The sequence below is a fragment of the Paenibacillus sp. 1-8 genome (assembly GCF_056316205.1).
Window position 1 is genome coordinate 2,563,899 of record NZ_CM149995.1, and the last position, 26,891, is coordinate 2,590,789.

Below are 26,891 nucleotides of genomic sequence, written 5' to 3' on the forward strand. Positions count from 1 at the left end.
TTGTTCAAAAATGAGAGGGGTTAAGGGAATGAAACGAGTTTACAAGGGGATATCACTGATATTAGCAATGATTCTGCTCATGAGTATGTCGCTGGTTGCCTGTTCAGGAAGCAAGGGCCAGTCCAGCGATGGAACGGGTCCCGTCACACTGAAGGTCATGCTTTTTGGTGAGAAGCCAGTCGATATGGAAAAAGTATTGACCGAATTTAACAACAGAACGAAGGATACGCTTAAGACCAGACTGAATATAGAATGGAATCCAAGCTCGGATCACAAACAAAAGGTGAAACTGAAAATGGCTGCCGGCGAATCTGTTGATGTCGTATTTGATGCTCCCTGGATGAACATGTATCAAAATATCAGCCAAGGATACTATCTTGAGCTGGACAAATATTTTAATAATGACGCTTATCCCGGTTTAAAGAAAGCATTCTCACCGGAATTTCTGGAAAGTAACAAAGTAAATGGACATTTGTACACTGTACCGTTCACTCAACTGTTTTACGATATTGAGGTTATTTATATTCGTAAGGATTTGCGAGAAAAGTATGGCTTGAAACCTATTCAAAGCTACGATGATTTGGAAGTTTATCTGGAAAAGGTACAGCAAAACGATCCGAGTATGATTCCTTTTGGTAACAAAGGAGAACGTGGGTTCTTCAAAATGTTTGCGCCAGAAGAAAAGTATACGCATGTTGTGCCCACGGTGCCAGGTGCAGGCGCTCCATTTAACATCATTTTATCCAAAGATGGGAAAAAGGTATTGGGTGCTACAACCATAGGGGACCCGGATTCCGCATTTAGCAGCTTCCCAGCCCCCTACAACGATCCCGATTACTTCTATAAGTCTTATGACCAATTTGTAAAATGGAATCGCTTTATACAGAAGGATGTTTTGTCCGAAAAAGATCCGGCTCTCTTACTTACAGCGGGCAAATTGGGGGCGATGGAGGGAACACTTAATAGTTCATCTTCCTATCAGGATCGCTTGACTTCTGCTATACCGGGAGCCGAGCTGGAGACATTTGTCTATGACAAGCGTGTTCGTAATATGGAAAAAGGAGCGATCGGTACCGATTATAGAGCCTGGAACTTCATCGCGCTGCCAGTGACGTCGGAAAATGCAGATCGTACGATGAAATTCCTCGATTGGTTGTTCGCTTCGCAGGAAAATCACGATCTATTCGAGCTTGGGATCAAAGGTGAGCATTGGCAGGATGTGGGGGATAACAAATTCAAAACAACTGACAAGAGCGCCAATTATGTCTTTCCGATGTATGAGTTGACATGGAATCCGGTAATGTCGCGAATTAATGCGTCCAATGATCCAGAGACAACCAAGTATTTGGAATATGCGGCAAAGGACGATACGTATTATAAACTGCCTCTAGCTGGTTTTACATTCAACACGGAAAAAGTGAAAACACAAATCGCTAAAGTTCAGCCGAAGTACACGGAGCTGGAACCTGTGCTGAAAAACGGTTTGGATGCCAACTGGAGACAAAGAGCAACTGAAGCGAATAAGGAAATGCAAGCACTCGGATTGGAGGATATTCGTAAACAGGTCATAGAGCAAGCACAGAAGTTTTTGGATAATCAGGGCCAATAAATGGGTTGTTAAGAATATGCGAAACAGGGCTGTGCGGGCGATTGATCCTGCATGGCCTTGCCTATATCCAGCAAAAGGCGATCCAGATCCATCTATTTTGCAAGTCTCATGAAATGAAGGATTGACGTTTCTGTGGCTGACTGAAAGAAACGTTGTCTTGACAGTGCCTGCTTCGAAAAGCTTTTTTATTTATATGCCAAAATGCTATGATTAGGGAAAGGAAAGGAGTTCAAATATTAGGTTGGTCGTGGTCTGAACGGGGGGAGCTCATGCGAAAACGAAGGGACTTTATACACAGTATTTTTTTTAAATTTTCGCTGGCCTTTCTAACTGTCGGCCTGATACCGCTGTTTGTTCTGGGAATGCTGGCTATTAACCAGTCCACTGCACAGGTCGAACGGCACACGGTCAATAAATTCGCCCAAACGATGCTTTTTGTTAGCAAGAACGTAGAGGATATTTTTAACGAATATAACGAAATATCCAAAACCATTTATGTCAGCTCAGACATGGTAAATTCCATGCAGCAGACAGCACCTGCCAAGCAGGATATGCACGATAACCTTTCGGTCAGGGCAAGTCTTATCGACAACTATCTCAAATCTACGCTATACACCAATCGGAATATCCAAAGTACTTTTTTCAGGCGAGCTTCGGATCGGCAATTGTTCAAACAAACCCGCAGTAGTCGGGTCTTTAATGAAAATGAGCCTTTCCCGCTTATCAGTTGGGATTATATTCTACAGACGCAGCCCAAGAAGATGGCTGTTTTTCCGCCTCATCTGGAGATGTATTATGGTTCTGATCGACAGGTACTCACCTTTGCACGTAATCTGATTGATACGTCTGGGAGGGCTGAGCAGGATCCCCAAGTGATGGGAACCCTTTATATGGATGTAAGTGTCGATGTGTTAGATAATCTGTTTCGACAGATGGAACTGGGAGAACAAGACGAGGTGTATCTGGTCGATGGACGGGGCAATATTTTATACTCTAACCGAAGTGATCGACTGGGACAGCGTTTTGATGATTATGCGGTAAGACGAAGCGGAGAAATGCTCGTTTTTACAGAGCCGGTACCTTTCGTTAATGGTAAGGTGGTTGGACTCATTTCCAAGTCAGGCATGTTTGCTCCGATACATCAGATTACCTTTAAGGTAGCTTTTACAGCGGGCATTTGTTTACTGGTATTGCTCCTCATTGGATTTTGGTTTTCACGCAGGTTTACGAACCCTATTGTTGAAATGATTCGTCATATGCAAAAGGTTGAATCTGGTAATTTAGAAACAAGCATGACTGTGGTTAGCCGGGATGAGATGGGTAGACTGGCCGAAGGCTTTAATGTGATGGTGACAAGGCTCAAGCTGTTCATCCAGAACGCCTACGTTGCTGAAATTAAACACAAGCAGGCGGAGCTAAATGCCCTCAAAAGTCAGATTCGTCCTCACTATCTATACAACACTCTTGAAGTGATTCGGATGAGTGCTGTTGCCAATGATGATGAGCAGGTTGCAGATATGATTCACGCATTATCAAACCAATTGAAATATGTCATTGACTACGGTGAGGAGTGGGTGACGGCACGGCGTGAGTTCGAGCATTTGAGAGACTATTTTCATCTTATTGAAGTTCGGTTCGATTACCGGATTGAGCTGCGCATGGATATCAGGGATGAAGAGCTGCTGGACAGATTTATACTAAAAATGAGTGTACAGCCGCTGGTCGAAAACGCGGTGCAGCATGGAGTTCGTCCTAAGGGTGGCAAGGGAATCGTGATGGTCACTTTGGAAAGAACGGATGATGACGAGCTGGTAATCACCATATACGATAACGGCATTGGCATGTCAGAGGAGAAATTAACTCGTCTTCGGGAGCATTTGGCGGACGGAAAGGGGTCAACTGGAAAAAGCATTGGCTTAAAAAATGTTCATGCACGGATTCGTACGGTCTGTGGGGACCACTATGGTGTGATGGTTCAGAGCAATCCGAATTTGGGTACATCGGTTACGATGGTATTCCCCTTGAAGAAGGAGGAGCAGGAAGATGAAAAACATTCGAGTATTAATAGCGGATGACGAGCCGATTATATTACGAGGATTAAAAAAGCTACTTCCTTGGGACCGGTTCGGTATAGAGTTTGTAGGAGAAGCCCACGATGGCAATGAGCTGCTGGAAAAGTACAATATTTTTCGTCCGGATCTCATTATTAGCGATATTTGTATGCCGGGTTGCTCTGGAATTGATTTCCTTAAGAAGATTTCTGTTCAAAAAACGGGTGTTAAAGTTGTCTTCATCAGTGCCTACCAAGAGTTTTCATATGCGCAGGATGCTGTAAAATACGGGGCACTGGATTATTTGTTAAAGCCTGTGGACAAAAATCAGTTGGAGCAGGTTATGCAGCGCACGGCACTTCTGATCCGGGAGGAAGCCGAAGGTGCACGTCATCAGGAGATGCTGAATCAGTTGGAGAATCAGCAACGTTACCGTAACATTTCCGAGCTACTTGATCGGCTGACGGACGGTGATCAACAGGCAGCGGAGGAATTGGCTCCGCTTGGGGTAATGACAGACAGCAAATATATCACAGTATGCTTGGCCGAGCTGGATCGGCTATCGGAGGACAACAGTCGTTGGCAGGAGCAGGAGCGTAAGTTGGTGGATTTCGCCGTTACCAACATCATTCATGAAACCGTTACCAAATATGCTCAAAGCTTTGTTTTTCGTAAAGGAGATACCTATGGGATTTTTCTCCAACACGACCGAACTGAAGAGCCGCTTGCTGTTGCTCAACATGTTTATGAACAAGTCCGTTCCTGTTTAAAGCTTGAGCTGCGGGTAGGCATTGGTTTGCCGCAAACGACAATTACGAAAGCTGGAGTATCCCGTAAGCAGGCTGCCGAAGCATTAAAATCCAAATATTTTGATGCTCATAGTAATGTGCTTATATATCAGAAAGTAATATCTGATTGCAATGTCGAAGTACATTTGACGGAACTCCGTAAGCAGTTGGTGGCTGAAACAGCGACTTTATCAGCAGAGCGACTTCCTGCCTTGATGACTGAACTGTTGGACGCAGTCGAACATGCCCGTTTCAGCCCAAATACTGTTGTATCGTTCCTTTACGCCACTTATATGATGATACAACAGGAATTGAAAGGAGCGGGTTTGTCTTGCGATTCACCCGAACGTGATTCTCACCTCCTGTTTGACCGTTGGAACAGCTTTCCTTCCTATGCCCGCCTTCGACAGGAGATGGAACTGGTGATCGATCAGATCGTCAAACAGATTAAGGAAAAGAACGGTAGTAAGGAGCTGAGACAGCTCGTTCATGCCAAAGCATATATTGAAGAAAATTATATGGAAAATATCACCTTGGAGTCTATCGCAACGATTGTATTTATGAATCCTTATTATTTTAGCAGCTTTTTCAAAAAGCATACCGGGGAAAATTTCAAGCAATATGTCACACAGGTACGGATGAAACATGCTCTCCAGCTATTGATGCAGACCGATCTTTTGGTCTATGAAATTGCAGATCGAGTTGGATATAATAATGCCCGTCATTTTAGTGACATGTTCAAAAAAATATTTGGAAAATTGCCGCAGGAATATAAGCAGAGTGCCAGACAACTCTCTTGATACATCGCAAAGCGTAAAGTCCATCAGTCTGTGGTTGTCACAGACTATGACTTTGCAGATCGAACATTAGGCAGAAAAGGGGAGCGTATCCGATGAAGCATACTACCAACTTTGTTTTGTTAGTTTCTGCTCTAATCACGCTTATGCTTATCAACGGTTGCGCAGATACGACGGGTGTGAGTAACCAGCTGAATGAGAATCAGAGGGAACAGCCTCTTTCCTTTACGGTGATGTATGCTGGCGGTGATAATTCACATAAGATGGGAATTTCCAGCATTATTGCTGATTTTGAACGCTCACATCCGAATATTATTATTGAAGAAATGAATGATACTTGGAGTGGTACATACGCAGAGCAACTTAAGTTAAAAGATGCGGTCGGAGAATTTCCTGATCTTGTAGAGGTTCGCGATACGCAAATGTTTGCAGATGCAGGTCTGATCGCGGAAATGCCCAGACAGCTGACGGATAAGTTCCCAAGCGTTCCTTTAATCAACGGGAAAATTTACAATACGCCGATGGCACTCCCTTTTCCTAATGGCATCATTTACAATAAAAAGATGTTCCATAAAGCGGGTATTCATCAAACTCCGAAAACGTGGGAGGCATTTTTGGAAGCATGTCAAAAATTAAAAAAGCATGGCATGGTTCCACTAGTGGTTGGGGGCAAAGATGGATGGCATATGTCCTTTTGGGTCAACAAGTTCCTGATCGACGATGTTTACATACATGATCCGAATTGGAATGCCAAGCGTAACCGTGGTGAAGTGAGCTGGACAGATCCCGGACCAACCCGAGCGATGAAAAAACTGGTACTGCTCTGGGAACAGAAAAATGTGTCACCAGGCTTTATTACAACTGCTGATAACCAGGTGACAACTGCACTCGTATCAGGAGAAGCGGCTATGCTATATTCTGGGCCGTGGATGTTTCGGCAATTGGCTATAGCCGATCCTGACTTCGAGTTTGGATTTTTCGCACTTCCTGATGAGCAGGGTCATGTGAACGTAGCCACACTTCCCCTTCCTAATGGCTGGTCTATGTCCACTCAATCTGCTCAAGATCCGGAAAAACGGAAAATTATAACTCAGTTCCTTCACTTTTTCTACAGTAATGAGGAATACCCAAAGTATTTGAATGCTGTCGGGGGAATCTCAGCAACGAATACGTCCATGGCATCGAATCATTCCGAGGCGATGCAAGAGGTGTTAAAGATTATGAAAGATCCTGATGTGGGCCAATCCCGTCAGATGAATATGTGGTGGGGAGAGAATGAGCTGCCACCACGCTTTAGGAATTGGTTCTATGATTTGACTCGGGAAATGGTAACTGGAAACATATCTGTCGAGGCAGCGATGAAGCAGGCGGATCAAAAATGGGATACAGAATTGCGGGCTGTAAAGCACCAACCTTGATATAAAAAAGATGCGGTTATTTCTAAAAAAAGTTCATGTATCCATGTGAGTCCATATGATACATTAAATGTGAAAATGATGGGAGAGAAGTAATGAAGGAAGGGATCATCTTTTTTGTTGAAAGCGTTATCAAATAAACGGGGAGGGATGTAAGTGAGGAAACGAAGAATGAGAAGAAAGGTTGTTGTTTTATCGGTAATCCTTTCGATGCTAATGACCATGGCGATACCCTACAGAAGTGAGGTATTCGCTCAAAATGATGCACAGAACAAGCTACTGAGTGAGGAAGTGATGGATACTGTATGGTTGGGTGATTCCCAGTCGGAGCAAATTCATGCTTTCAAGCATGAAAACTCGGTGGCTGGTATAGACACCAAGGCGGAGCCTGAATACAAAGGTACCGGCGGATTGCTGACTGGAGGAGGGATTGGCGATGGTCTTACATATCGTTATATCCGGCCTTCTGCTACAGAAATATCTGGTGGTTATGTACAATTCACTTTGGAAGCCGATCCATATTCACAAAACTATTTGACAATACAACTCAATGGTACGCAGCAGGATCGCGGAGATTTGTTTGTCAAAGGACCGGACGGCAGCACTTCAATTCTTAAGCCGGCGAATGGCACAGAAGTCCCTGAATTGGATAACGGATATCAGAAAGGCGCCCCTTTCTTGGGCAGGTACTATTACGCCACCTATATCATTCCTTCTGCTTTGGTTGATAACCGTACGGGTAAGGTAACCTTATCTGTTTCAAGCACAGGAGTATATGATGCCTATGGTAAAGGTGAGCAAACGAAACAGACGCAAAATAGCAAATTTCTATATTCAGCATCGACCCACACGGAGCCATACTTTGAACTCCATCGTGATATTCCTTACGGGCGTATTCCTGAAGGTCAACCAGCCAAGCCTAAAGCCTCGGCCACAGTGGTGACGGATTCTGTATACGATGTCGAAATATCGAGTGATGTGAAGGAAGCCGACCTCATCAGTCCAATCCAATCTCTTGAAGCAGTGGCTTCTTCCGCATCTGATTCCGGCACTACCTCAGCAAAATCTGATCTGGCAGTAACACCAGATACCACTCAGACAGTGAATAGTGTGACCTACGATGCCTATGGGCTGCTTTTGCATCAGACGCTTACGATATTGGATGAAGTGAAATCCTGGCAGCTATATGGTCCAACATATGAGAGGATCAAAACGCCCAACAATGCATTCCTCGAAGGAGCCATGGTAACTAGATTAAGTAAAAACGAGCCTGTGCATCCTGAATATTCAAAGGAGCAATGGGCCAAAGCTTATACAAGTCGAGCGATTAATTATCAGAATTGGAGTCCGATGATTGGTGTTGAAATATTTGCGAACGCTTACATGAATGAATGGTCCGGGGCTGACTATCATAGTGATGAAATGCTGGACCGTATTTTCAAACTAATGGATTTTTACACCCGCGCGCAAGACAACATTGGTGGCTGGTGTGTTCCAACATCGGGTTCTATCGCTTATCAGTGGATTGGAGCGGATTTGAATGGAACTGGCATACGCGGTAAAGGAGAAAAGAAGCCACTACTGCGTAATGGCACGGATGGCATGATGTCCGGCTTTATTCGTGTGTACAATTACATCATGAACGGAAGCAATGAGCAGGCCAAGGAGCGTTTGAATGAGTATCTGGACGAAACGATTGACAATAATATGACCGGACAAAAATCAGTTACCCGTCGTATGGCTTATATTGAGATGTTCGGCAAACTGAATATCTATTATATGGATACAAATAGTGAACAGGATTTTTATGATCCGGCCAGCCGCGCAGGTACAGTAAATCAGGATAATGGATTTTCCTACGCCACGAACCGAGCGATTACCCTACTGATCCAGTCGATGGAACGAAGTAAAGTAGATCAATCCTCCATTATGCTGACCGACAAATATAAGGCCTTTATTCCTCCAAACGATGACCGTGATTATGATATGATCAAGTATAAGTTTCAAGAAATGGTGGACGGTGAAAAATGGTTTTCCAGCGATAACAATCAGGTTTTAGAGGCAGGGGCCAGCCATGGCGGCTTTGCCGGAGATTATGGCTCACTCATGCTGACCTGGCTGGATACGTACGCTGAGTTAACAGAAGGAGACGACAAGGTCCACAATCTGATCACGAACGCGGCCTTGGGGGCGGTGAAATCGTTCGACTATTATTTAAATGATGCAGTCGCAGCGGATGGAACCATTCAGTTGGTCAATGAAAATGTGGCCTCTTCTCGCAAAAATACGTATGGGTTGTTTACACAATATCAAATATTGCCGTATTTGGCGCTGAAAGTAGGAAGTGATGGCGCGATCCGTCGAGGGATTCGCTACGTTGAGGATAACCGGGTATTTGCATATGATGCTATTCAAGATAATTTGAAAACCAATACACCCCATGTATACACCCAGTTGGTCGAGCTACAGCAGACTATGAAAAGTTTCAATGCTTTCGCCGAACTGGCTCGCCAGCAGCGCTCAGGACAGAACGGTTATTATTTCCCAATGGAAAAGCAACATTCTGATTTCGCGTTTGCAGATATCGATTCTCAAGCTGTTGTGTTCAAGAACAAAGGGGAGCGGGGATATGTAACTTTTAACTGGAGACGTGAGAATTGGAAGTATAACGATTTTACAAGAATCCATTTAACGACCGATAAGGTGGACCGTATAGCGAACGTCAAAGCTACCCATCAGGGGGACATGTACGTATACGAGGATGATACAGCGAATTATCGGCATGACGGCGTTTTAGGGAAAAAATACAGACATATCCGTTATGACGGTCTGAATCAGGTCAGATACGGTAATTATCTGATTGGCATGAATATGTCATCCGATGATCCGGCTGTTGGACAAAAAGGAAAAGTCTACGAATTGGAAACCCATGGTGTAACAAAGGCCCGTGATTTAATGACAGGCAAGGAATACCGTGTTGCTTCAGGTGAAACTCTCCATATCAAGGTGGAGCCACGCCAAACGGTGGTTTTGGAGATACTCAAGGAAAGTTCCAAGCTTGCAACCGCAAAAGCTGTTTATAAAGCGGGCGACAATATCATCCGAATTGACCGTACCCTTGTAAAAGCGGGTGATTCTTTTACTGCAACAGCCCCCATGCATGAAGGCTATGAGCTGACGGATGAGAAAACCAAAAAAATTAAGATATCTACCAAATCCAATAAAAATATCATCATATTCCATTACAAAGCGAATGAAGCACCTATATTCAATCCACCTGTGAAGGAAGCTAAATCCGGGTGGCAGGTTGCCAATCTGGGTGGAGCCTCCGGGGAGGCACAGCTGGACCAGGACGGAAATCCAACAGCTATTTCCACAAAAGGCGTCGCTAGTAAGCATAACGGCGTGACCTATTTGTACCGCAAAATCATTGGAGACGGAAGTGTAACAATGAAGGTCGATGGCTTTGACCGTACAGCCAATCCTGAAACGTATGCTTCCGTTATGATGATGCCACGGTTGAATTATGACGATGTGAACGTCCAATTCAGGTTGTTTTCCAATGGGGACGGAGTCCTTTTAACTCACCGCAGCAAAGAAGATGAGACGCAGAAGGGCTCTTGGACGCTGGATCAGAATTTCAAAGCTGCACCTTTGTTTATCCGTCTGGAGCGAAAAGGAGATACTTTCTATACTTCCTATTCAAAGGACGGGAAGAATTGGACCTATGCTACCAAATCGTCTTACACCGTAGCGATGGGCAAAGAGATATATGCCGGAATTGCTCTGACTTGCCTCGATGACGATAATAACACCAACCGCGTACGTGTTTCCAATGTCGATCTTGATGGTCAGTCCGTGCTAACCGATCAAAAAACAGGGATGCCACTCCAGCTCGATACGCTGGCAAAGGACCTGGAACAGGATCCAATTTCCTACCGTATCTACGGTTTACCGGAAGGAGCCTCGCTGGATGAAGCAACCCGCCAGATCACCTGGACGCCCGCTATGCCGGGTAGTTATGCTTTTACCGCCACAGCGACGGATCCATTCCATCGAATTCCAGTCGAAAATTTTATAAGTGTCGAGGTTAACCCGGCAGTAGGAGAACCCTATAAGCCGCCACAAATTAATTTGATGGATCAAAGCGTCAAAGTGGGAGATGAAGTTAGTTTTAACCTGCGTGCTGCTGACGTAAATCCGACAATAGTCGATACCAATCTGGATGAAAAAAGCGGCTATGAGGTCAAAGACGGACGCTTTACCTGGAGTCCGAAAGCAGAACAAGAGGGAGTTTATTATATTGCTTTCAAATATACACTCCCTGATGGAATTGTGACGAAGGTAGTAAAAATATCCGTCAATTCATAAACAGCTAATAATGGCTACATTGACAAACAGGTCGCTTAGAGCGGCTTGTTTGTTTTTACGTGCTTGAAGACATGATTTAAATCGAATGGCTTCTTTCAATATAGCAAATCATGATTTCTAAAAAAGATTTTTTCGAATCTGTTATACCTTAAATTTACCGCAGATGATCATTAAATAAGTTCATTTTCCAAGGGAATGTTGAATGTTAAGCTGAACATATAATTACTTTTTTGTTATGCATTTTGAGATTTAAGGGAGTGTGAACCATTGAAAACAAAAATGAACCTATTGAATGACTGGAGTGTAAGTGGAAAAAAGAGCACGAATGGTTACAATTTGCTGGAACCACTACTCTTAACATATCGTGCACCGGAGAATGCAAGAGGGTGGTATCCTATTGGTTTTGAGAGGGGCCACGATTCTGCTCTAGATGCTATGGGGTGGTATGGTCTTAAATTAAGCATATCTACAAATATGGAGCCCACCGAAATTATGATAAAGGCTCATTTTGCAGACGAACGATCTGTCAAAACAACAATCCGCCTGGCAGGTACTAGAATACATGAATTAAGAATCAAGTTGTCTGATTTTGAGATTGAGTCAGCCAAGGCGAACATATGGAGATTCTTGCAGAGTTTTGAACTGCATGGAAACGCCGAATTAATATCAGCTGAGTTAGTGAGAGGAGAGAAAATTTCAGTACAATCAGATATTCGCGGGAAGTCTGGCAATACAGGCGACATGATTGCCTACACGCTGAACGTATATAATTGTACAGATTACACACAATTGGTCAATGTAAGTCAAACTTTTGAAGGTTGGGAGTCTTTGATTGCTGAAATTACTCCACATGATTTTGTACTTCATGCGGATGCCGAACAAGAGGTTACTATCTCTCTCACTCTCCATGAAAACATAGTACCGGGTGGACATGAGAATACAATTGTGCGTTTTACGGCCAATGGGGACAGCGGAAGTGCTGTCGAAGTCGAATTGAAGACATTAAAAAGATTACCACATCCTTATATTTATCATAATGAGCAAAAGTGGGGTGAAACACGAGCCAAGATCGATAATTATCCAAAGTTCAAACCTGGTTTTGATAAAATAATTGCAGATGCAGAAGCATGGGAAGTAAAGCCGCCTGTACCAGTAGATGAAAGGGATTATTGCTATGATACAGCTGAAGAACATGGCATTATGTCCGCCGCATATGCATTTGCTCTTACCAAGGACATAAAGTATGCAGAAAAAGTGGCCGCGTTTTTACGTTTTTTTATAGATGAAGAAACAGGCTATCCTAAGAAGAAAAAGGGATGTAGCCAAAGTTATGTGCAAGAAGGCCATTTTTTTCAGCATTTAGCTATTCCATATGACATCATTCATGATAGCGGAGTTCTTACTCCAGCAGAACATCGACAAGTCGAAAAAACATTCCGAATCTATATGGATATTCTAGATCATCACATACAGAGTGGCCATATTTCCAATTGGTTGCTGTCTGAAATCTTGGGAGCTATGTATTGTGCGCTCTCACTTGAGGATATTGAACGAACGCTCCGGTTCGCTTTTGGTCCAGGAGGTTTGATTGAACAACTGCGTTACGGTGTATTTAATGACGGCTGGTGGCATGAATGTTCTGTAGGATACAACATATGGGTTTCCTCCATATTCATGCATACTGCTCATGCCTTGCTTCCATTTGGGATTAATATTCTACATACACATTTCCCAGTGCCCTTTAATGACGAGGTTCACAGTACCTATAAAGGTGAGGATTTTGAATTTAGATTTGGAATGTGTAACAAAAAATGGGGCGGTAACCATAAAAGCTACGTGCGAATTAAGGATTTATTCGATGCAGCTCTTCCATTTTTGGATCACCGTGGTGTCATCTTTGGTATTAGCGACTCCGATGAGAAAAAATTGGATGGAGTCCATTTTGGCTCTACTTTCGATTTGGCTTACTCCTACTATAAGAATCCTGAATATATCCCTGTCATCCATCACAACCCAATTGCTGACCCCATATTCGGACACGCTGAATTACCTGAATATACATCGCAGCTAACAGGCCAAAATGCATACGCTGACAATATAGGGATTGCCATGTTAAGGAGCCAAACGGACCATAGAAAACCTGAGGAGCAAATTCAGGCGGTCATCCGCTATGGATCACACGGGTATGCCCATGGGCATTATGACCGGACAAATCTGCTTTCCGTGATGCGTTATGGTCGCAGCTTCTATAATCCTGAACATGTTTGGTGGGGATACGGACATTTTATGTATAAGTTCTATGTGCAAACTTCAATTACAAAGAATATGGTTACGGTGGATGAGAAAATGCAGGTGCCGAGCGACTCCAGGCGATTATTGTTTTACAGCGGGCAGGCACTACAAGCAGTTGCTATAGAGACTGCTTCTCAATGGGCTTATCCTCCCTATGGGGGCATGGTTTATGATGATGATGAAACGTTGGCCCAGAGAACGGAATACAACGCCAGTTCCCTGCCGGAAATTCCAAACCCGCCTGCCTACGGAGCACTTACTGAATTTACAGAGCCGATTATTCAAAAAAGGGTAATGGCAGTTACTGATGATTATATTGTGTTATTTGACTTTCTAAAGAGTGAACAAGAACACCAGTACGACAGCCTGTTACAAATCAAAGGTTTCAAAGGTTTAGAAGCGGATTACTCCGAATACATCAAGCACACGAGTCAATATACTGAAAATCCCCTGTCAGACGGACAATTTGTGACGGATTGCCATTGGTATAATGTCAGTGGAACTAGCAAGGCGAGTTTTGAAACTATATTCGGTGAAGGAGAAGATTTACGCGGAACACGAACATTCTATAATACACCAGGGCTGTTAAAAATGGATGTTTATACCGCATGGCCACAAAAAACGGTACAAATATTGGGTCGGACAGCAGAATTTCATGGATATAACATTCCGCTTATCTACCAAGTTGAAACAGATGGGGAGATCAAGGCAGAAGGCATGTTCGGAGCCTGGATTTTGGGCGAGGGAAAATGTGATTTGGATATTACGAATGTCCACCAGCTTCGTTTGCGAGTGAGAAATCTACCCGTTTACAATGAGCAGCAGTATCCAGAACAGACCAAGCAGGGCCTTTTCTGGGGGGAGGCTTACCTTACCTTAGCCAATGGCACACATGTGAACTTAAGTGAATTAGATCTTGTTTATGAAAATGTGGACCACGGATTTGGAATTGGTAAGGATTATGAGGGGGGCCGAGTTACGATCGTAGGCATCGAGTATCCATATGCCATCCCTGCAAGTCCGATCAATCACGATTTAGACGGAATAATAACACTTGATCTAACAGGTTTAAATGCTGTGCACTTCACGGGCCTAGTGGGTGCAGATGCCTTTCCGGGGGATGAATCACAAAGACGCAAAACCTATGCCGTCAGAACGACAGGCAAAACGGCCAGATACATCACGATTATTGAACCCCATGAGTCAGCTAGCATGATTGATATGGTAAATGGCTTAGATGCAGATACTGTTGAGATTATTCTGAAAGACGGCAGAACACAAATCATCAATGTCAATTCTATCGAAGATATGAACATAACCGTTGATTTAGCAGAATACCGGGACGGGAATCTTGTCCGAAAAGAAACTACATCGGGTGCAAAGCACAGTCAATAGAGTGAAGGGTTAAATTACAACTATTTCATATCGATGGAGGTTATCATGCAACAGTTCATTCACAACCCTGTTTTAACCGGCTTTCATCCCGATCCTTCTTTTTTAAGAGTAGGGGATGACTATTATATTGCGACGTCCACCTTTGAATGGTTTCCGGGTGTGGAAATTCATCACTCTAGAGATTTGATACATTGGCGATTGTTAAGCAGGGTATTAACTCAGTCTTCACAAGTCGATTTACGTGGAAATCCTGCCTCTGGGTCTATCTGGGCACCCGCTTTATCTTATGCTGAGGGTACGTATTATTTGATCTTTACAGATGTAAAATCACGCAGTAGCATTCATAAGGATTTGCATAACTATATCATCACGGCAAAGGATATTAATGGTCCTTGGACTCCCCCAACCAGATTAAATGGAAGTGGATTTGATCCATTTCTGTTCCATGATGATGACGGAAGAAAGTGGCTGTTGAACATGAGATGGGATTTCAGGAAGAATCGTACTCATTTTTCTGGAATCATTATGCAGGAGTATAATCCTGACGCAAGGAGATTGACGGGCCCAATCCATGAAATTTATAAGGGAACTACTGTTGGAGTGACAGAGGGGCCACAACTTTATAAACGGGGAGAATATTATTATCTGCTTACTGCAGAAGGGGGTACAGGGACAAATCATATGGTGACTCTGGCCCGATCTAGAACATTAGAAGGACCTTATGAGACAGATCCTCACTATCCTATGATGACAACAGCTCACGATGTTAATTATGTTTTTCAACAGGCAGGTCATGGTTCATTGGTTGAAACCCAAACCGGGGAGTGGTATATGGCTCACCTCTGTACCCGTCCCATTCCCGGTACACGTACTGACAATCCGCTCGGACGAGAGACAGCTATTCAGCGTTGTGAATGGACGGATGATGGTTGGCTCCAGCTAGCGCATGGAGGAAAACTTCCCGCTGTTGAAGTTAAGGCACCCGTGCTAGCTCCTTGCTCGTTTCCACCATTGATAGAGCGGGATGAGTTTGATGCAAGTCAACTGAATATTATTTATCAAAGTTTACGGGTTCCTTTTGATTCATCCTGGGTTTCCTTGGACGAGAGAAAAGGATATTTACGTTTGACAGGAAGAGAGTCATTATCGTCACTTCATGATCAAAGCCTGATTGCACGTTCGGTCCAACATTTTTGTTTCTCAGCTTCTACTTGTGTAGAATTTGAGCCCGATAACTATATGCAAATGGCCGGGCTGGTATGTTATTACGATGACAAAGACTACTATTATTTACGGATAAGTCACGATGAAATCAGGGGTGTTTGTGTCGGAGTAGTGTGTTCAAGACAAGGCGTATACGATGAGATTTCTTCCATGGAGATTTCTTCAAATACATGGGAACGTTACTTTTTAAAAGTTGAAGTATCTTATAGAGACCTTGTTTTCTATGCTTCTCCTGATGGGAACAATTGGACTGCTGTAACTACACCGCTTAACTTTGGAACACTTTCTGATGAATACGGGGGTAAACTGGGGTTTACTGGAGCTTATGTAGGGATATGTACCCAAGATTTGGATACAAGATCTAAAAAAGCATATTTTGATTTTTTTGAATATAAATCAAATACTGGATGCTAGAGTAAATATGAAACCTACGAAGGCACTCCTAACTGTAACGAGAAAAACTGGGAGGTCCTAAAGTTTGGGGAGAAGGCGCTACAGGTTTCGTCCCTGCTTATAATGGTCAATGGTTAAAGGCAGTGGGATACAATGCGCCACAGGCATGTATTTTAACGATTATCTGGTCGGCTACCGAATGGAGAAGGCAACGGAGCTACTCCTCGCGGGTGCTGACAAGGTTACGAAAATCGGGAAAACGGTTGGTAAACCGAATACATCTTATTTCAGTTCGCTGTTCAAGAAAACATTCGGTGTGACGCCCAAGGAGTATTGGAGAAATACGCTGAAGCACGGATGAGCATAGCTTGTAAATGGATAACAAATGGGAGAGGTGTAGCCGGTTGTGCTATCCCTGGAGAAATACGGCTGGGAGACAATGGATGTCTGCGTGGAGACGGAGATAAGGGTGCTGCAACCTCGGGCCTCCGAGGAAATCAGGCCTGTCATCAGGAACTGGTGCATGAAGGGGAGTTTTTGAATGGATCGGAGGCAGAAGACAGTGGACTGGACCACAGATGCATGGCTGAAGCAGTTATATGAGGAACAGGATTTGCGAAGAAAAAGAGAGAGACAACAGGTGCATTGCACTCCGGCTGATCGTCAGTTGCAGCTGCGTACCGCGTTGAAGCAAGCCTTAGGCGCATTCCCTGACAGAGACCATCCACTTGATCCTGTCGTGCTGGCTCGGGTAGATTATGGTGATTTTATACTCGAACGAATCGCCTATACGACGATGGAGGCGGTGCATGTACCCGTGATTGTGCTTGTTCCGAAGGTGGGAAATGGCCTTTGGCCTGCCGTTCTTGCTTGTCATGGTCATGGGAACGGATATCTTGATGCGGTCGGTTTGGAGCCTGATGGTACTGAATTGGCTGACCCGGGAATCCACAATCGATTCGCCGTGCAATTGGTACGGAAGGGAATGCTTGTTGTGGTTCCAGAGATCATGGGCTTCGGCGTCCGGCGAATGGCGGAGGAATTGAAATCGGCACCTAATTACAGTTCATGTGGCACGCTATCCTCTCAGCTGCTGATGTACGGCAGGACGCTGGCGGGCATGAGAGTGTATGAAGCAATGCGTGCCATGGACTATATCTTGGGACGTGACGATGTGGACGCGAAGCGGGTTGGCACCTTTGGATTCTCGGGAGGAAGTCTGGTCGCTGCATATGCTTCTGCGCTCGATGAACGCGTTAAGGCTACAGTATTGTGCGGCTGGACGAATACGTTCCAGGGCAGCATTCTAGCGATGCATCACTGCATCGATAACTACCTGCCGGGCATTTTGCTGGATGCAGAGCAGCCGGAGTTAACTGGGATCATAGCCCCGCGTGCGCTCTTCGTGGAGTCGGGAGAACAGGACCCGATCTTTCCAGTCAAGCAAGTGCGGCAGGCTGCAACTTTTCTGGAATATACTTACAGAATGTGGGGAGCCAAAGATAATTTCGACTACCACATTCATTCCGGCTCACACGAGATATCTGGAGAAAAGTCGATACCATGGCTGTATGGCCAACTGACACATTTTCCAGATGTTTGAGGCTTTCGATACAAATAGAGAAAGGCGGAATGTCAAGATGACATCGAATTCCAGCAATCGCGATGAGCTCCGCGAGTTGGCCAGGCGAGCGGAGAAGATGCTTGAGAGCCGGGGAGAATTCTTCACCGACGGAGCCAAGCTGGCACTGGAGGATACGCTGCGCCAGGCGAAGTTGGCATTGGAAGACAGGGCCGAATTACCTTTTGAACGGAATCGGGAATTTATTGTTCCACGTTCGGAAGAAGCAATCCGGTTTGCTACACAAAGGTATACGATGGTTCCTCCTTTTGCGGAAGAACGAAGCGTATATGCACATTACGGGCTGGAACCGGCCCTGGAATGGTTCGAGCAGCAGGATATGATGCATGAAGGAAACGAGGCTCCCGTTGAAGGCCGCCTATGTTCTGGAGAAGGCCAATGAATTGCTGGATGAGGTGGAACTTGGCGAAGGGATCGGTGAATATAACGCCGAAGCAGGCAGTCAGCTGATTCAATCGATGGATGCGCTAAGGAAAGAAGTGGGACGTTTCAATACTGTGGATGGTGGAGAAGAGCTAGCTCGAAGGATCGTTAATGTTTATAACCGTCTGAGAGAGTTCCGTCATTCGCGTCGGTTGCGGACGGATGCCGAACCGGACGCTTCACTCTACCTGAATGCTGAGGCTATGGATGAGCTGAAATCGGTGATTCACTCTAATTCGGCGATTCGCGAGCAGTATGAGAAGATGGAACGTTTGAGCGAGCTCTACAATCTGGCAGATCTGAAGAGAGCAGTCTCTGGCATCATGAAGGGCGTCACGGATTATGCCGAGTTGAACCGTCATTTCTACCTGTGGAGCTCCACGGACAAAATCATCAATTTCAAGGTGCCTTCAGGCGCGGTCAAGGCGGTCATATCCTTTATCCTGCCCGCAGAGGAGAATGAGCAGGAAGGGCTTGGGCATGTATGGATCGACGATCTGGAGATTCTTACAGCAAGCGGCGGTAGCCTAAACATCCGAAACGGCGGATATGACTCAGGGGAGACGGGGCCCAGCTTCTGGAAAGGTGAGGTTCTCAAGGGACAGCCTGTGTTGAAATGGGAGTCGGAGTATCCTTACTGCGGCGGTGGTATGCGTTCCGCAGAAGCTGACAATCCTTCCTCCCAGGTGTCCGGAAGCGCCGAAGATGTTTCCAGACGCTCGCTTTATATGTGCAACCCGACCCCCAATGATGAGGGAGCCTGGACGTATGAACGGGCATTCGACGTGGAAGGTGGGATGGGCTGCACACTGACATTCGCTGCAAAGCTGGATGGAAAGCTGAAAAAGGGGCTTAAGGTGCAGATCTCCTATATGGATGAGCAAGGTGAGCCTGCTGGAGAGTTCGTGTATTTCTTTCATCGCAAGTCCTCCTTGCCTGGCGGAAGATTTCAATTGCCCATGCAGGGCGATGCAATCCGATACGCGATGACCGGAGATGCCGTCTACGCAGAGAAAGCCAAGCTGGCGATGCTTTATATTTTGAATGATTTCTGTCAGGGGGCAGAGCATTGGCTCGTAACGAACCTGCGACCGGAGGGTAGCGACTGTTACGGGGCTGTGCAGGGTGGACGGCTACTGAGCGCCATCGCGGCAAGTTATTCGCTGATTCGGTCAGCAAATGTCTTCGATGCCGAAGAGAAAGAGCGGTTCTATGCGCTGGTGGAATACATGCTCAGGTATATGCTGGATCTGAGGGACAGGACGGAATGGCCCCCATATGAAGCCCAGCGTGGATGCAGCAACTGGCAGACAGACATGTGTGTAGGGACGGGATTCATGATGATGGTACTGAGCGATTTTCCGAATCGCCATGCCTGGCTGAACAATGCCAACACCATTCTGAAGGCCCAGCTGGCATTGAACGTGAATCCCGACGGTTCCTGGCCAGAATCCATCCGGTATCATCATGCCGCCCTGGAACGTTTCGCAGGTTATGCCCTGGTGCTCAAGAATGTAACAGGCGAAGACTGGTTCCGAACAACACCACTGCTGCGCATGTTCAGCTATGGCGTAGATATACAGACACCAGGGTATGCGTATTTCGATGGCCGGATCGGCACACCTCCCTTCGGTGATCATGCCTTGGGCGGGGGCGAGGAGTTTGGTTACTATGCGGCTTTTATGACAGTAATCGCTGAGATTGACCGGGACTTGGCGGACCGGATGTTTCATACCTGGATGGCTGCGGGTCGACCCTTTAAGAAGCTATGGGGAGAAGCGATCATACTGGAAAATATGCTATCCCAAGTGGACCGTTATACGCCCCGAAAGCCACTTGAACTGGAATCGGCGAGTGCCTTTCCAAATGCGGGCATCCATATTTTTCGCAAGCATTTCGGCACCTTGAAGCAGAGCTATTTTGCCATCATGTCCAGTCCGGAGCCTGTGGCCCATGGGCATCTGGATCAAGGTTCGTTTGTACTCTACAAAAACTCGGTTCCACTGGTAATGGACTCGGGAATTGAAGGGTACTTTGACAGCAGCACCAACTGGCACATCAGCTCTTATTCACATGCCTGTCTCCAATTCGCTACCAAACAAAAGGTAGTGTCGCCATATGACGGTGGCATGATCAATCTTTCGGCCGGAACCTACAGTCTGGAGCGCGGATGGGTGGATGTGCCGAAGACCAGCCGTGTGCTGGATGTTCAACTGGGGGAAGATGTGGACTCGATCAGTATCGAGATTGCCAACCCTGAAGGCGAAGGAAGGCACATTCGGCACGTGAGTTATGTACGAGAGCCAGACCTGTATATTATTCATGATGAGGTGTTGGACTTCGAAGGCAAGGTGCTATTCAATCTGCCCGTTGCAGCCACACAATCTTGGACGGACGGCAGTCGAGTGAATTCGGAAGGGGCATATGATGCAGATCTGGAAACGGTGTTTCTGAGTCCGCTTGAATCGATCACTCTGGAGCACGGGCGCTCCACCCGTTTTTATGATCGGGGCGACGAGAAGGCTGGCATGATGGATTACGTGCGTGCGGTTGCAGATGCCCGAGACGGATTCCTGACGGTGCTCTATCCCAAGGAAAAAGGCGCAAACAAGCTTGACATAATCCATGAGGCAGGTGGAAGCATAAGCCTAGTGACAGATGGCTGTCACGTCCTTCTAGACGTACCCACTAAGTCTGAGAAAGAAGAGAGAACGATCAGCCATCCTTTACCATTATCCGTGCGTCTGAAAAAAATGTCGTAAATTCCATAATGTGCAGAAAGGTTGACAAGTCGGTGCATTGCAGTCGCTATTTTCAACTGTAGTAAAAAGAGCCTTGACCGAAACTGTGGTCCAAGGCTCTTTTTACTATGATATGATCCCACCTATAGGGCACGGAAATTCCTGAATCCCTCTATTCATCAGTAAACATTAACATACTTCAAGTTGCGCCCCACAAAGAGATATGCCCTGATTAGAGAAAGCTATTTCATTTCCAATCAAGGAGAATATAGATATGTTCATTTCCTTGACTTGGAATGACATGTTGAATTAAACCTTTGAAGCAATACACGTTCAATATAAAACAAAAAGATCAAGCATGGAATGTTACGATTGGCAGGAATTCGCGGTGTATCTGCAATTTAAAAGTCACTGGTTGGGTAAATTTTCGATTGAGTTCGCTTAAAAATAACAGTGGTCTAAAATTCAACGAAGCCGATCAAGACAATGTTTTTTCCTTGCAACTTCTTCAATGTCCGCTATGGCTTATAGAGATGATACATGAAGGAAGATGGGGACTCTCCTATAACCTTCTTAAAAACTCTACTGTAATAAAAAGGATTATGATAACCGAGGTGAGCACTAATCTCAGAGATATTAAGCGTACTATTACGCATCCATTCAATGGCCATGTTCATGGACAGCCTAGTGTGGGTATCCACGATGGTCTGACCTGTCTGCTCTTTGAACGCAGCCGATAAATAGCTGTAATTAAGGTTCATATGGGAGGCGATTTTTTTTGAATCAAAATTTTCCTCGGTATGATGCAGTAAATAAGTTATGACACGACCGGCAACCGTATCTGTCTTGCTAATTCGTCCGATTTTGCTCCGCTCGCTCATCGCCTGTTGCAGCTCGAGAAACAGTTGACACACACTCAAGTTGACATGAGTCAAACTGTGCGATCCAGGCGTACGGTAATCAGCAACCAGTGCTTCTATTCTAGCTGCGAGACGAACTTGCAGGCTAGAGGTTCTATTTTTCGGCAATGGAATACAGTAATTATAGTGTTCCGGACCATAGTACTCCAATTCGGGAATAGGCGAATGTTCCCTGTAGTTGTCACAAGCCTCGTCAGGGAGGTTAAAGTGAATCCGGTACCAGCTGGTACCGAGTTCTGTCATCTATAGTCCCCAGTGATGGCGGCCTTTTTTCAGAATCAAATGATGATTTTCTCCAATAATATATTCTACTCCATCTTCGATTACTTGCATGGAGCCCTTGGCAACGAATAGAAAAACATCATAACCCAATATCCGATCTGGATGCGTGTACAACTTATCAGTTTTATTCCATCCGATGTCCCGAACGAGTGGGAAAGGGTCTGCAGACAGATGAAGATCGTTATTCATGTTGTGTCCTCCAATAGACAAAAAAAGGAGGATGATTATGAAAAACACGATTTTCTCCGAATTACCGAACGGCAGCGTCCGGTTGCGGTTCCCGACCGTCAGGAGGGATTCCATATTCTGGGATTACCACAGCCTTCAGAATGGGTCATGTCCTCGCTGGCTGCTGCCGACCCGGAGAAGGCAAAGGTCATGGAGCAGTTCTTGCACTTCTTTTAAATATCCGAAGTACCTGCAAGCGGTGAGCGGCGCTCCAGTCACCAAGGAGCCGATGCCACATCAGTCCTCTGAGCTGAAGCAAGAGGTGGAGCAACTGCTTCATGATCCGAAGATGATCAAACTTTATGGTATGGAGTATTATTGGGGACAGGACGGGATTCCCCTTAGCTTTTGCAATGCCTTCTATGAACTTGTGCAGGATGCGATCGCTGGCAATATATCCATACATGAAGCGTTGATTCGTGCAGACCGGATATGGGATGAACACCGGAAATAAGATGAGTATAAGGAACAGGGATCTGCATTGAACATGCAGCATCCTTTTTCGTGTGGAAAACGAGATTCCAAAAAAATACGCAAATGAAGAAAGTGCCTTGCCAGCCTTTACTGGCGTTAGGTACTTTCTTCTCTACAAAATACGTAGTCCAGTACATAAACAACAAAAATAGTGTAGGATATCCTGTTCAATATGTGCTTCACATTGGTCTCATAGTTTGAGAATCCGCGATAACCTAAAGCCAATCTAAAGCCCAAAGGCGATGTTTAAGCTCTTAATTGGTCCAGGAATAATTTCTTCAGGATCTTGAACTGTTCTGCCTCTTCTACCTGTGTATGAAATGCGGCAATGCCATTCAGCATAGCCATTTTCTTGGAAAAATTCCCAAAAACGTTCATCATGGTAATGATGGTATCGGCAGTCATATGGTCCGTCCTTACAGAGCCGTCTTGCTCTCCAAGTAGAGCAAGCTCACTGAAAAGCGCGATCAGTTTGTTGTATTGTGCCTGGTAGATTTCTATATCTTCCAGAGGTTCTTTTGACATCGCAACGTAACATTCAAATGCTTCAATAAGTTTAGAGTTTCGTTGATGCTCTGTATTCTGAAAAAAGATGAGTGCACCAAAGATTCTGTCCAGCTTGTCGTAACAGTTGCCTTTACCCCTGACAATTTCTGATAACACCTCAAACTCGGATTGGACAATCCTGGAAGCAACGGACACGATCAATTGCTCCTTTTTAGGGAAATAGCGGAAGATGGTAGCTACACCCAAACCCGCTTCCTTGGCGATCTCCTGCATCGTGGCTTGTTCAAACCCTTTATTGGTAAAAACGATCTGGGCTGCTTCAATAATATTTATGCGCCGCTTTATTCTCAGATTGCTGCGCTCATGTTCAAGTCTTTGACTAGGTTGAATGAGGAAGACCTCCTTACAGGATTCAGCTTCAATCATGCTAGCAAAGGTGCCTGTTGCTTGTCAATGAACAGGTCCGTATTAAACATAGCGAAGCATATGGATTAACTTTTACTTGGTTCACGAAGTAAAGTTGCATCCTCACTTTCAAAAATGATAGTATTACTATCATGATGATATATATAATATCATTTTTTTAGAAATATATTAACTTTACTGGAGGATGAGCCCAATGGCCTACAATGAAAATATTAAAATTGGTGATCTATTAAACCATGAAGAAGCGTTCGCTGTACTGCAAAAACATTTACCTGAATTTGTAAGTGAACCAACATTTAAGATGGCCTCCAATTTCACTTTGGATCAGCTGGTCGCCCTTCCTCAAGTGAACATTCCCCTTTCTACACTAGAAGTAATTAAGAATGATTTGGCTTCAATTGTGTTTGTAGCAGAAAAGACTCCACAAACCCACGCTGCTCCTTCCTCCAGAAAAAACGATGCTTCGCTTGAGGGTAAAGTCATCATCGTCACAGGTGCAGGAAGCGGAATTGGCCGGGCAAGCGCAGTGCTGATGTCAGCAAGAAGAGCCAAGCTAGTGCTGGTTGACTTCAATGCTGTTACAGGAGAAGAAACGCTGGAGCTTGTTCGTAAAAATGGTGAGGAGGCCGTTTTTGTTCAAGCTGATGTATCTCGAGGTGAGGATGTTCAGAATTATATACAGAAAGCAATTGAAACTTATGGAAAAATTGATGTGGCATTTAACAATGCTGGTATTTTGCAAAAATTCCAACCCTTTCATGAGATCTCGGAAGAAGAATTTTCGCGCGTGATTGATGTTAACCTGAAAGGGATCTTCTTCGGAATGAAATATGCCCTTCAAGTGATGGAGAAACAAGGCTACGGTCATATCATTAATACCGCATCTACGACCGCAATTCGTGCCGAGCACAGTTTAGCTGCCTACACTGCAAGCAAGCACGGAGTTGCAGGTTTAACAAAAGCGGCTGCAATTGAGTATGTGAGAAAAGGAATTCGCATAAATGCCATCTGTCCTGGGGGAGTGGCTACAACCTTAACAGCGGCTGTTCCTCAATCACTGCAAGAAAGCGGTTATGTACCAGAAGAATTCCCGAATATGCGAATCGGACGCTATGCAGAGCCAGAAGAGCTGGCTGAACTGGTTGCTTTCATGGCCTCGGATGGTTCGAGTTATATGACGGGGTCTATAATTGTGGCCGACGGCGGTCTTACGCTCTGATTCGAGATTGCAACAAAAGAAAATAGATGTCGCATGGTTTCACACTTGAGTGAATTTATGTCGGTTATAAGGTTTCAGCAGAGGCACATCGCAGCAAGCGATGTGCCTCTGCTTTTTTAATGTTTTTGACAGTCAACATCTATTTTTTTGACATGGTGAAAGTTGAATAAATGAGTTAAAAATAATAATGTAAGCGCTAACAAATCATTGGTATACATTGGTAGCAAGGTGGAAATTAAAGAACAGAACTTTTAGTAAGAAAAACTGGAAGGGGGAAGCATTAAAAAAATACAATAATTTAGTATTCACCTCGTTAATGTTCATTTCATCGTATCGGTCATTGGTCACATACATTATTTTATTTTTCCTTTCAGTATTGAGCCTTTTCATTAATTAGGAGGGATATGACATGAAAAAAATGTTGATTTCCACTTTGGTGACCGTGTTATTACTAATGGGATTTGACTCCAGAATATACGCTCAGCCTGCTAAATCAAAATCACAAGAGATAGAAAGTAATAATTTTAGAATGGCGCTTTCTCTTGGTCAAGGCGTATCGGATACCTTGAAGCAAGGCTATAAATTCAAGTATGGGAACAACATTGCTAGAACTCCTAAAGAGCTGCAGCGATTATATAGGCGGATAGGTTCTAATGAAATGTTTGTTCGTATTAATACCAAGAGATATAACGATGGAGACGTTTCAATTGATCCAGAGCACGCTGAGCTGCTGTCTTTGGAATCTGGACTTAAGGTTTGTAAAATTGCAAAAGAACTGGGTCTAAAAGTGAATCCAGAAATAATGGTAGCTTACACTTATATGGATTCATTTTCCCAGCAGGCACCTAACTTCAAAGACTATCCTGAAATTACTCAACCCAACAAGCCCTGGAGTGAATATAACCTAGAAGAAATGAAAGATGTGTTGTATCAATACGGAGAGTTAGTGGCTAAAGAAGTAGTAAACTCAGGGTGTGAGGTTGAATTCTGGAACATAGGTAATGAGGCCAACTTTGGTTTTGGTGGTGTGAGTGTGGGTCTTAAGACAGCTGTAAACCCTATATTAGAAAATAAAACACTACAGGATATGTATACATCACCCTCTTTTGGTGCTCAGTGGTTAAAAGAAAATGTCTGGAATTATAACGGGGAAATGATGGCTGCACTAGCCAATGGAATTAAGAAAGTAGACCCGGATGCGAAATTTTCCACACACATTACAACAGCTATGGCCGACACAAATTTTATGACCTCTTACTTTAAAACGTTAGCAGAAAACGGATACAACGTAGATCAAGTTGGTATTAGTTTTTACCCCACTTCAATGAGTCACTTTACAGATCCAGTGAATTACACAAAAAATATGATCACTGAAACTTACAATGAATTAAAGCTTCCAATTTTTGTGGCTGAATATGCATATCCTTCCGAAGCAATAACTAGCGGTCCTTTTGCTGATTGGGATACTCCTATACCTGGATATGAGATTTCTGAAAAAGATCAGGCACGTTTCACTATAGATTTTATTAAGTGGGGTAGAGAAAATGGCGTTAGTGGGATACGTCCGTGGGCTCCAGATTTAAGTATTAATCATTGGGCACCTATGTCTTTATTCAAAATGGACTCAGATGGATCAACATTATCCGCAAAGCCAATTTTATATGAATTAAAAAAGTATTTAAAAAATAGCTAAT

General features: G+C 44.5%; 16 protein-coding genes and 1 pseudogene. 14 read left to right on the forward strand and 3 right to left on the reverse strand.

Annotated elements, in window-relative coordinates; genetic code table 11:
* Positions 1 to 28: 28 nt before the first annotated feature.
* The 11 genes from AC0WRU_RS11685 (at position 29) to AC0WRU_RS11735 (ending at position 21,162) form a co-directional block, all read left to right on the forward strand.
* Entirely contained in the window at positions 29 to 1,609 is a 1,581-nt protein-coding gene (locus tag AC0WRU_RS11685; protein ID WP_476128409.1) for an ABC transporter substrate-binding protein, read from the forward strand.
* Positions 1,610 to 1,878: 269 nt separating this feature from the next.
* Entirely contained in the window at positions 1,879 to 3,684 is a 1,806-nt protein-coding gene (locus AC0WRU_RS11690) for a cache domain-containing sensor histidine kinase (protein WP_476128410.1), read from the forward strand.
* A complete protein-coding gene (locus tag AC0WRU_RS11695) occupies positions 3,653 to 5,248 on the forward strand; it encodes a response regulator (RefSeq protein ID WP_476128411.1) in 1,596 nt (531 codons plus the stop codon). The genes AC0WRU_RS11690 and AC0WRU_RS11695 overlap by 32 nt, the downstream gene beginning before the upstream one ends.
* Before the next feature lie 92 nt (positions 5,249 to 5,340).
* Positions 5,341 to 6,663, forward strand: a complete 1,323-nt coding sequence (locus AC0WRU_RS11700) for an ABC transporter substrate-binding protein (protein ID WP_025684874.1) — start codon at positions 5,341 to 5,343, stop codon at positions 6,661 to 6,663.
* Positions 6,664 to 6,816: 153 nt separating this feature from the next.
* Positions 6,817 to 11,031, forward strand: a complete 4,215-nt coding sequence (locus AC0WRU_RS11705) for an Ig domain-containing protein (RefSeq protein WP_476128412.1) — start codon at positions 6,817 to 6,819, stop codon at positions 11,029 to 11,031.
* Between the two features lie 267 nt (positions 11,032 to 11,298).
* Positions 11,299 to 14,718, forward strand: a complete 3,420-nt coding sequence (locus AC0WRU_RS11710) for a COG1470 family protein (protein ID WP_476128413.1) — start codon at positions 11,299 to 11,301, stop codon at positions 14,716 to 14,718.
* A 45-nt stretch (positions 14,719 to 14,763) separates the two neighbouring features.
* A complete protein-coding gene (locus tag AC0WRU_RS11715) occupies positions 14,764 to 16,356 on the forward strand; it encodes a glycoside hydrolase family 43 protein (protein WP_476128414.1) in 1,593 nt (530 codons plus the stop codon).
* A 145-nt stretch (positions 16,357 to 16,501) separates the two neighbouring features.
* Entirely contained in the window at positions 16,502 to 16,696 is a 195-nt protein-coding gene (locus tag AC0WRU_RS11720; RefSeq protein WP_209440986.1) for a helix-turn-helix domain-containing protein, read from the forward strand.
* Positions 16,697 to 16,876: 180 nt separating this feature from the next.
* The gene (locus AC0WRU_RS11725; protein ID WP_476128415.1) at positions 16,877 to 17,938 is read left to right on the forward strand and encodes a dienelactone hydrolase family protein; all 1,062 of its coding nucleotides are present in this window, start codon (positions 16,877 to 16,879) and stop codon (positions 17,936 to 17,938) included.
* A gap of 37 nt (positions 17,939 to 17,975) precedes the next feature.
* On the forward strand, positions 17,976 to 18,359 hold the full coding sequence (locus AC0WRU_RS11730; protein WP_476128416.1) for a hypothetical protein: 384 nt from the start codon (positions 17,976 to 17,978) through the stop codon (positions 18,357 to 18,359).
* Complete coding sequence (locus AC0WRU_RS11735) at positions 18,304 to 21,162, forward strand: heparinase II/III domain-containing protein (RefSeq protein ID WP_476128417.1); 2,859 nt, start codon at positions 18,304 to 18,306, stop codon at positions 21,160 to 21,162. The genes AC0WRU_RS11730 and AC0WRU_RS11735 overlap by 56 nt, the downstream gene beginning before the upstream one ends.
* A gap of 497 nt (positions 21,163 to 21,659) precedes the next feature.
* Here AC0WRU_RS11735 and AC0WRU_RS11740 read toward each other — a convergent pair whose 3' ends face one another.
* Positions 21,660 to 22,304 (reverse strand): AraC family transcriptional regulator, encoded by a 645-nt coding sequence (locus AC0WRU_RS11740; RefSeq protein ID WP_476128418.1) that lies wholly within the window; start codon positions 22,302 to 22,304, stop codon positions 21,660 to 21,662.
* Positions 22,305 to 22,532, reverse strand: a complete 228-nt coding sequence (locus tag AC0WRU_RS11745) for a hypothetical protein (RefSeq protein WP_476128419.1) — start codon at positions 22,530 to 22,532, stop codon at positions 22,305 to 22,307.
* 37 nt (positions 22,533 to 22,569) lie between these two features.
* On the opposite strand from AC0WRU_RS11745, the gene AC0WRU_RS11750 reads away from it, so the two are divergent.
* On the forward strand, positions 22,570 to 23,025 hold the full coding sequence (locus AC0WRU_RS11750) for a hypothetical protein (RefSeq protein ID WP_476128420.1): 456 nt from the start codon (positions 22,570 to 22,572) through the stop codon (positions 23,023 to 23,025).
* 266 nt (positions 23,026 to 23,291) lie between these two features.
* On the opposite strand, the gene AC0WRU_RS11755 is transcribed toward AC0WRU_RS11750, so the two are convergent.
* Complete coding sequence (locus AC0WRU_RS11755) at positions 23,292 to 23,978, reverse strand: TetR/AcrR family transcriptional regulator (RefSeq protein ID WP_025684865.1); 687 nt, start codon at positions 23,976 to 23,978, stop codon at positions 23,292 to 23,294.
* Between the two features lie 475 nt (positions 23,979 to 24,453).
* On the opposite strand from AC0WRU_RS11755, the pseudogene AC0WRU_RS11760 reads away from it, so the two are divergent.
* Positions 24,454 to 25,197, forward strand: a pseudogene (locus tag AC0WRU_RS11760) (SDR family NAD(P)-dependent oxidoreductase); the annotation flags it as partial.
* A 409-nt stretch (positions 25,198 to 25,606) separates the two neighbouring features.
* Positions 25,607 to 26,890 carry a glycosyl hydrolase 53 family protein gene (locus AC0WRU_RS11765; RefSeq protein WP_476128421.1) on the forward strand — a complete coding sequence of 428 codons (1,284 nt, stop codon included), beginning with the start codon at positions 25,607 to 25,609 and terminating at the stop codon, positions 26,888 to 26,890.
* Position 26,891: the final 1 nt, after the last annotated feature.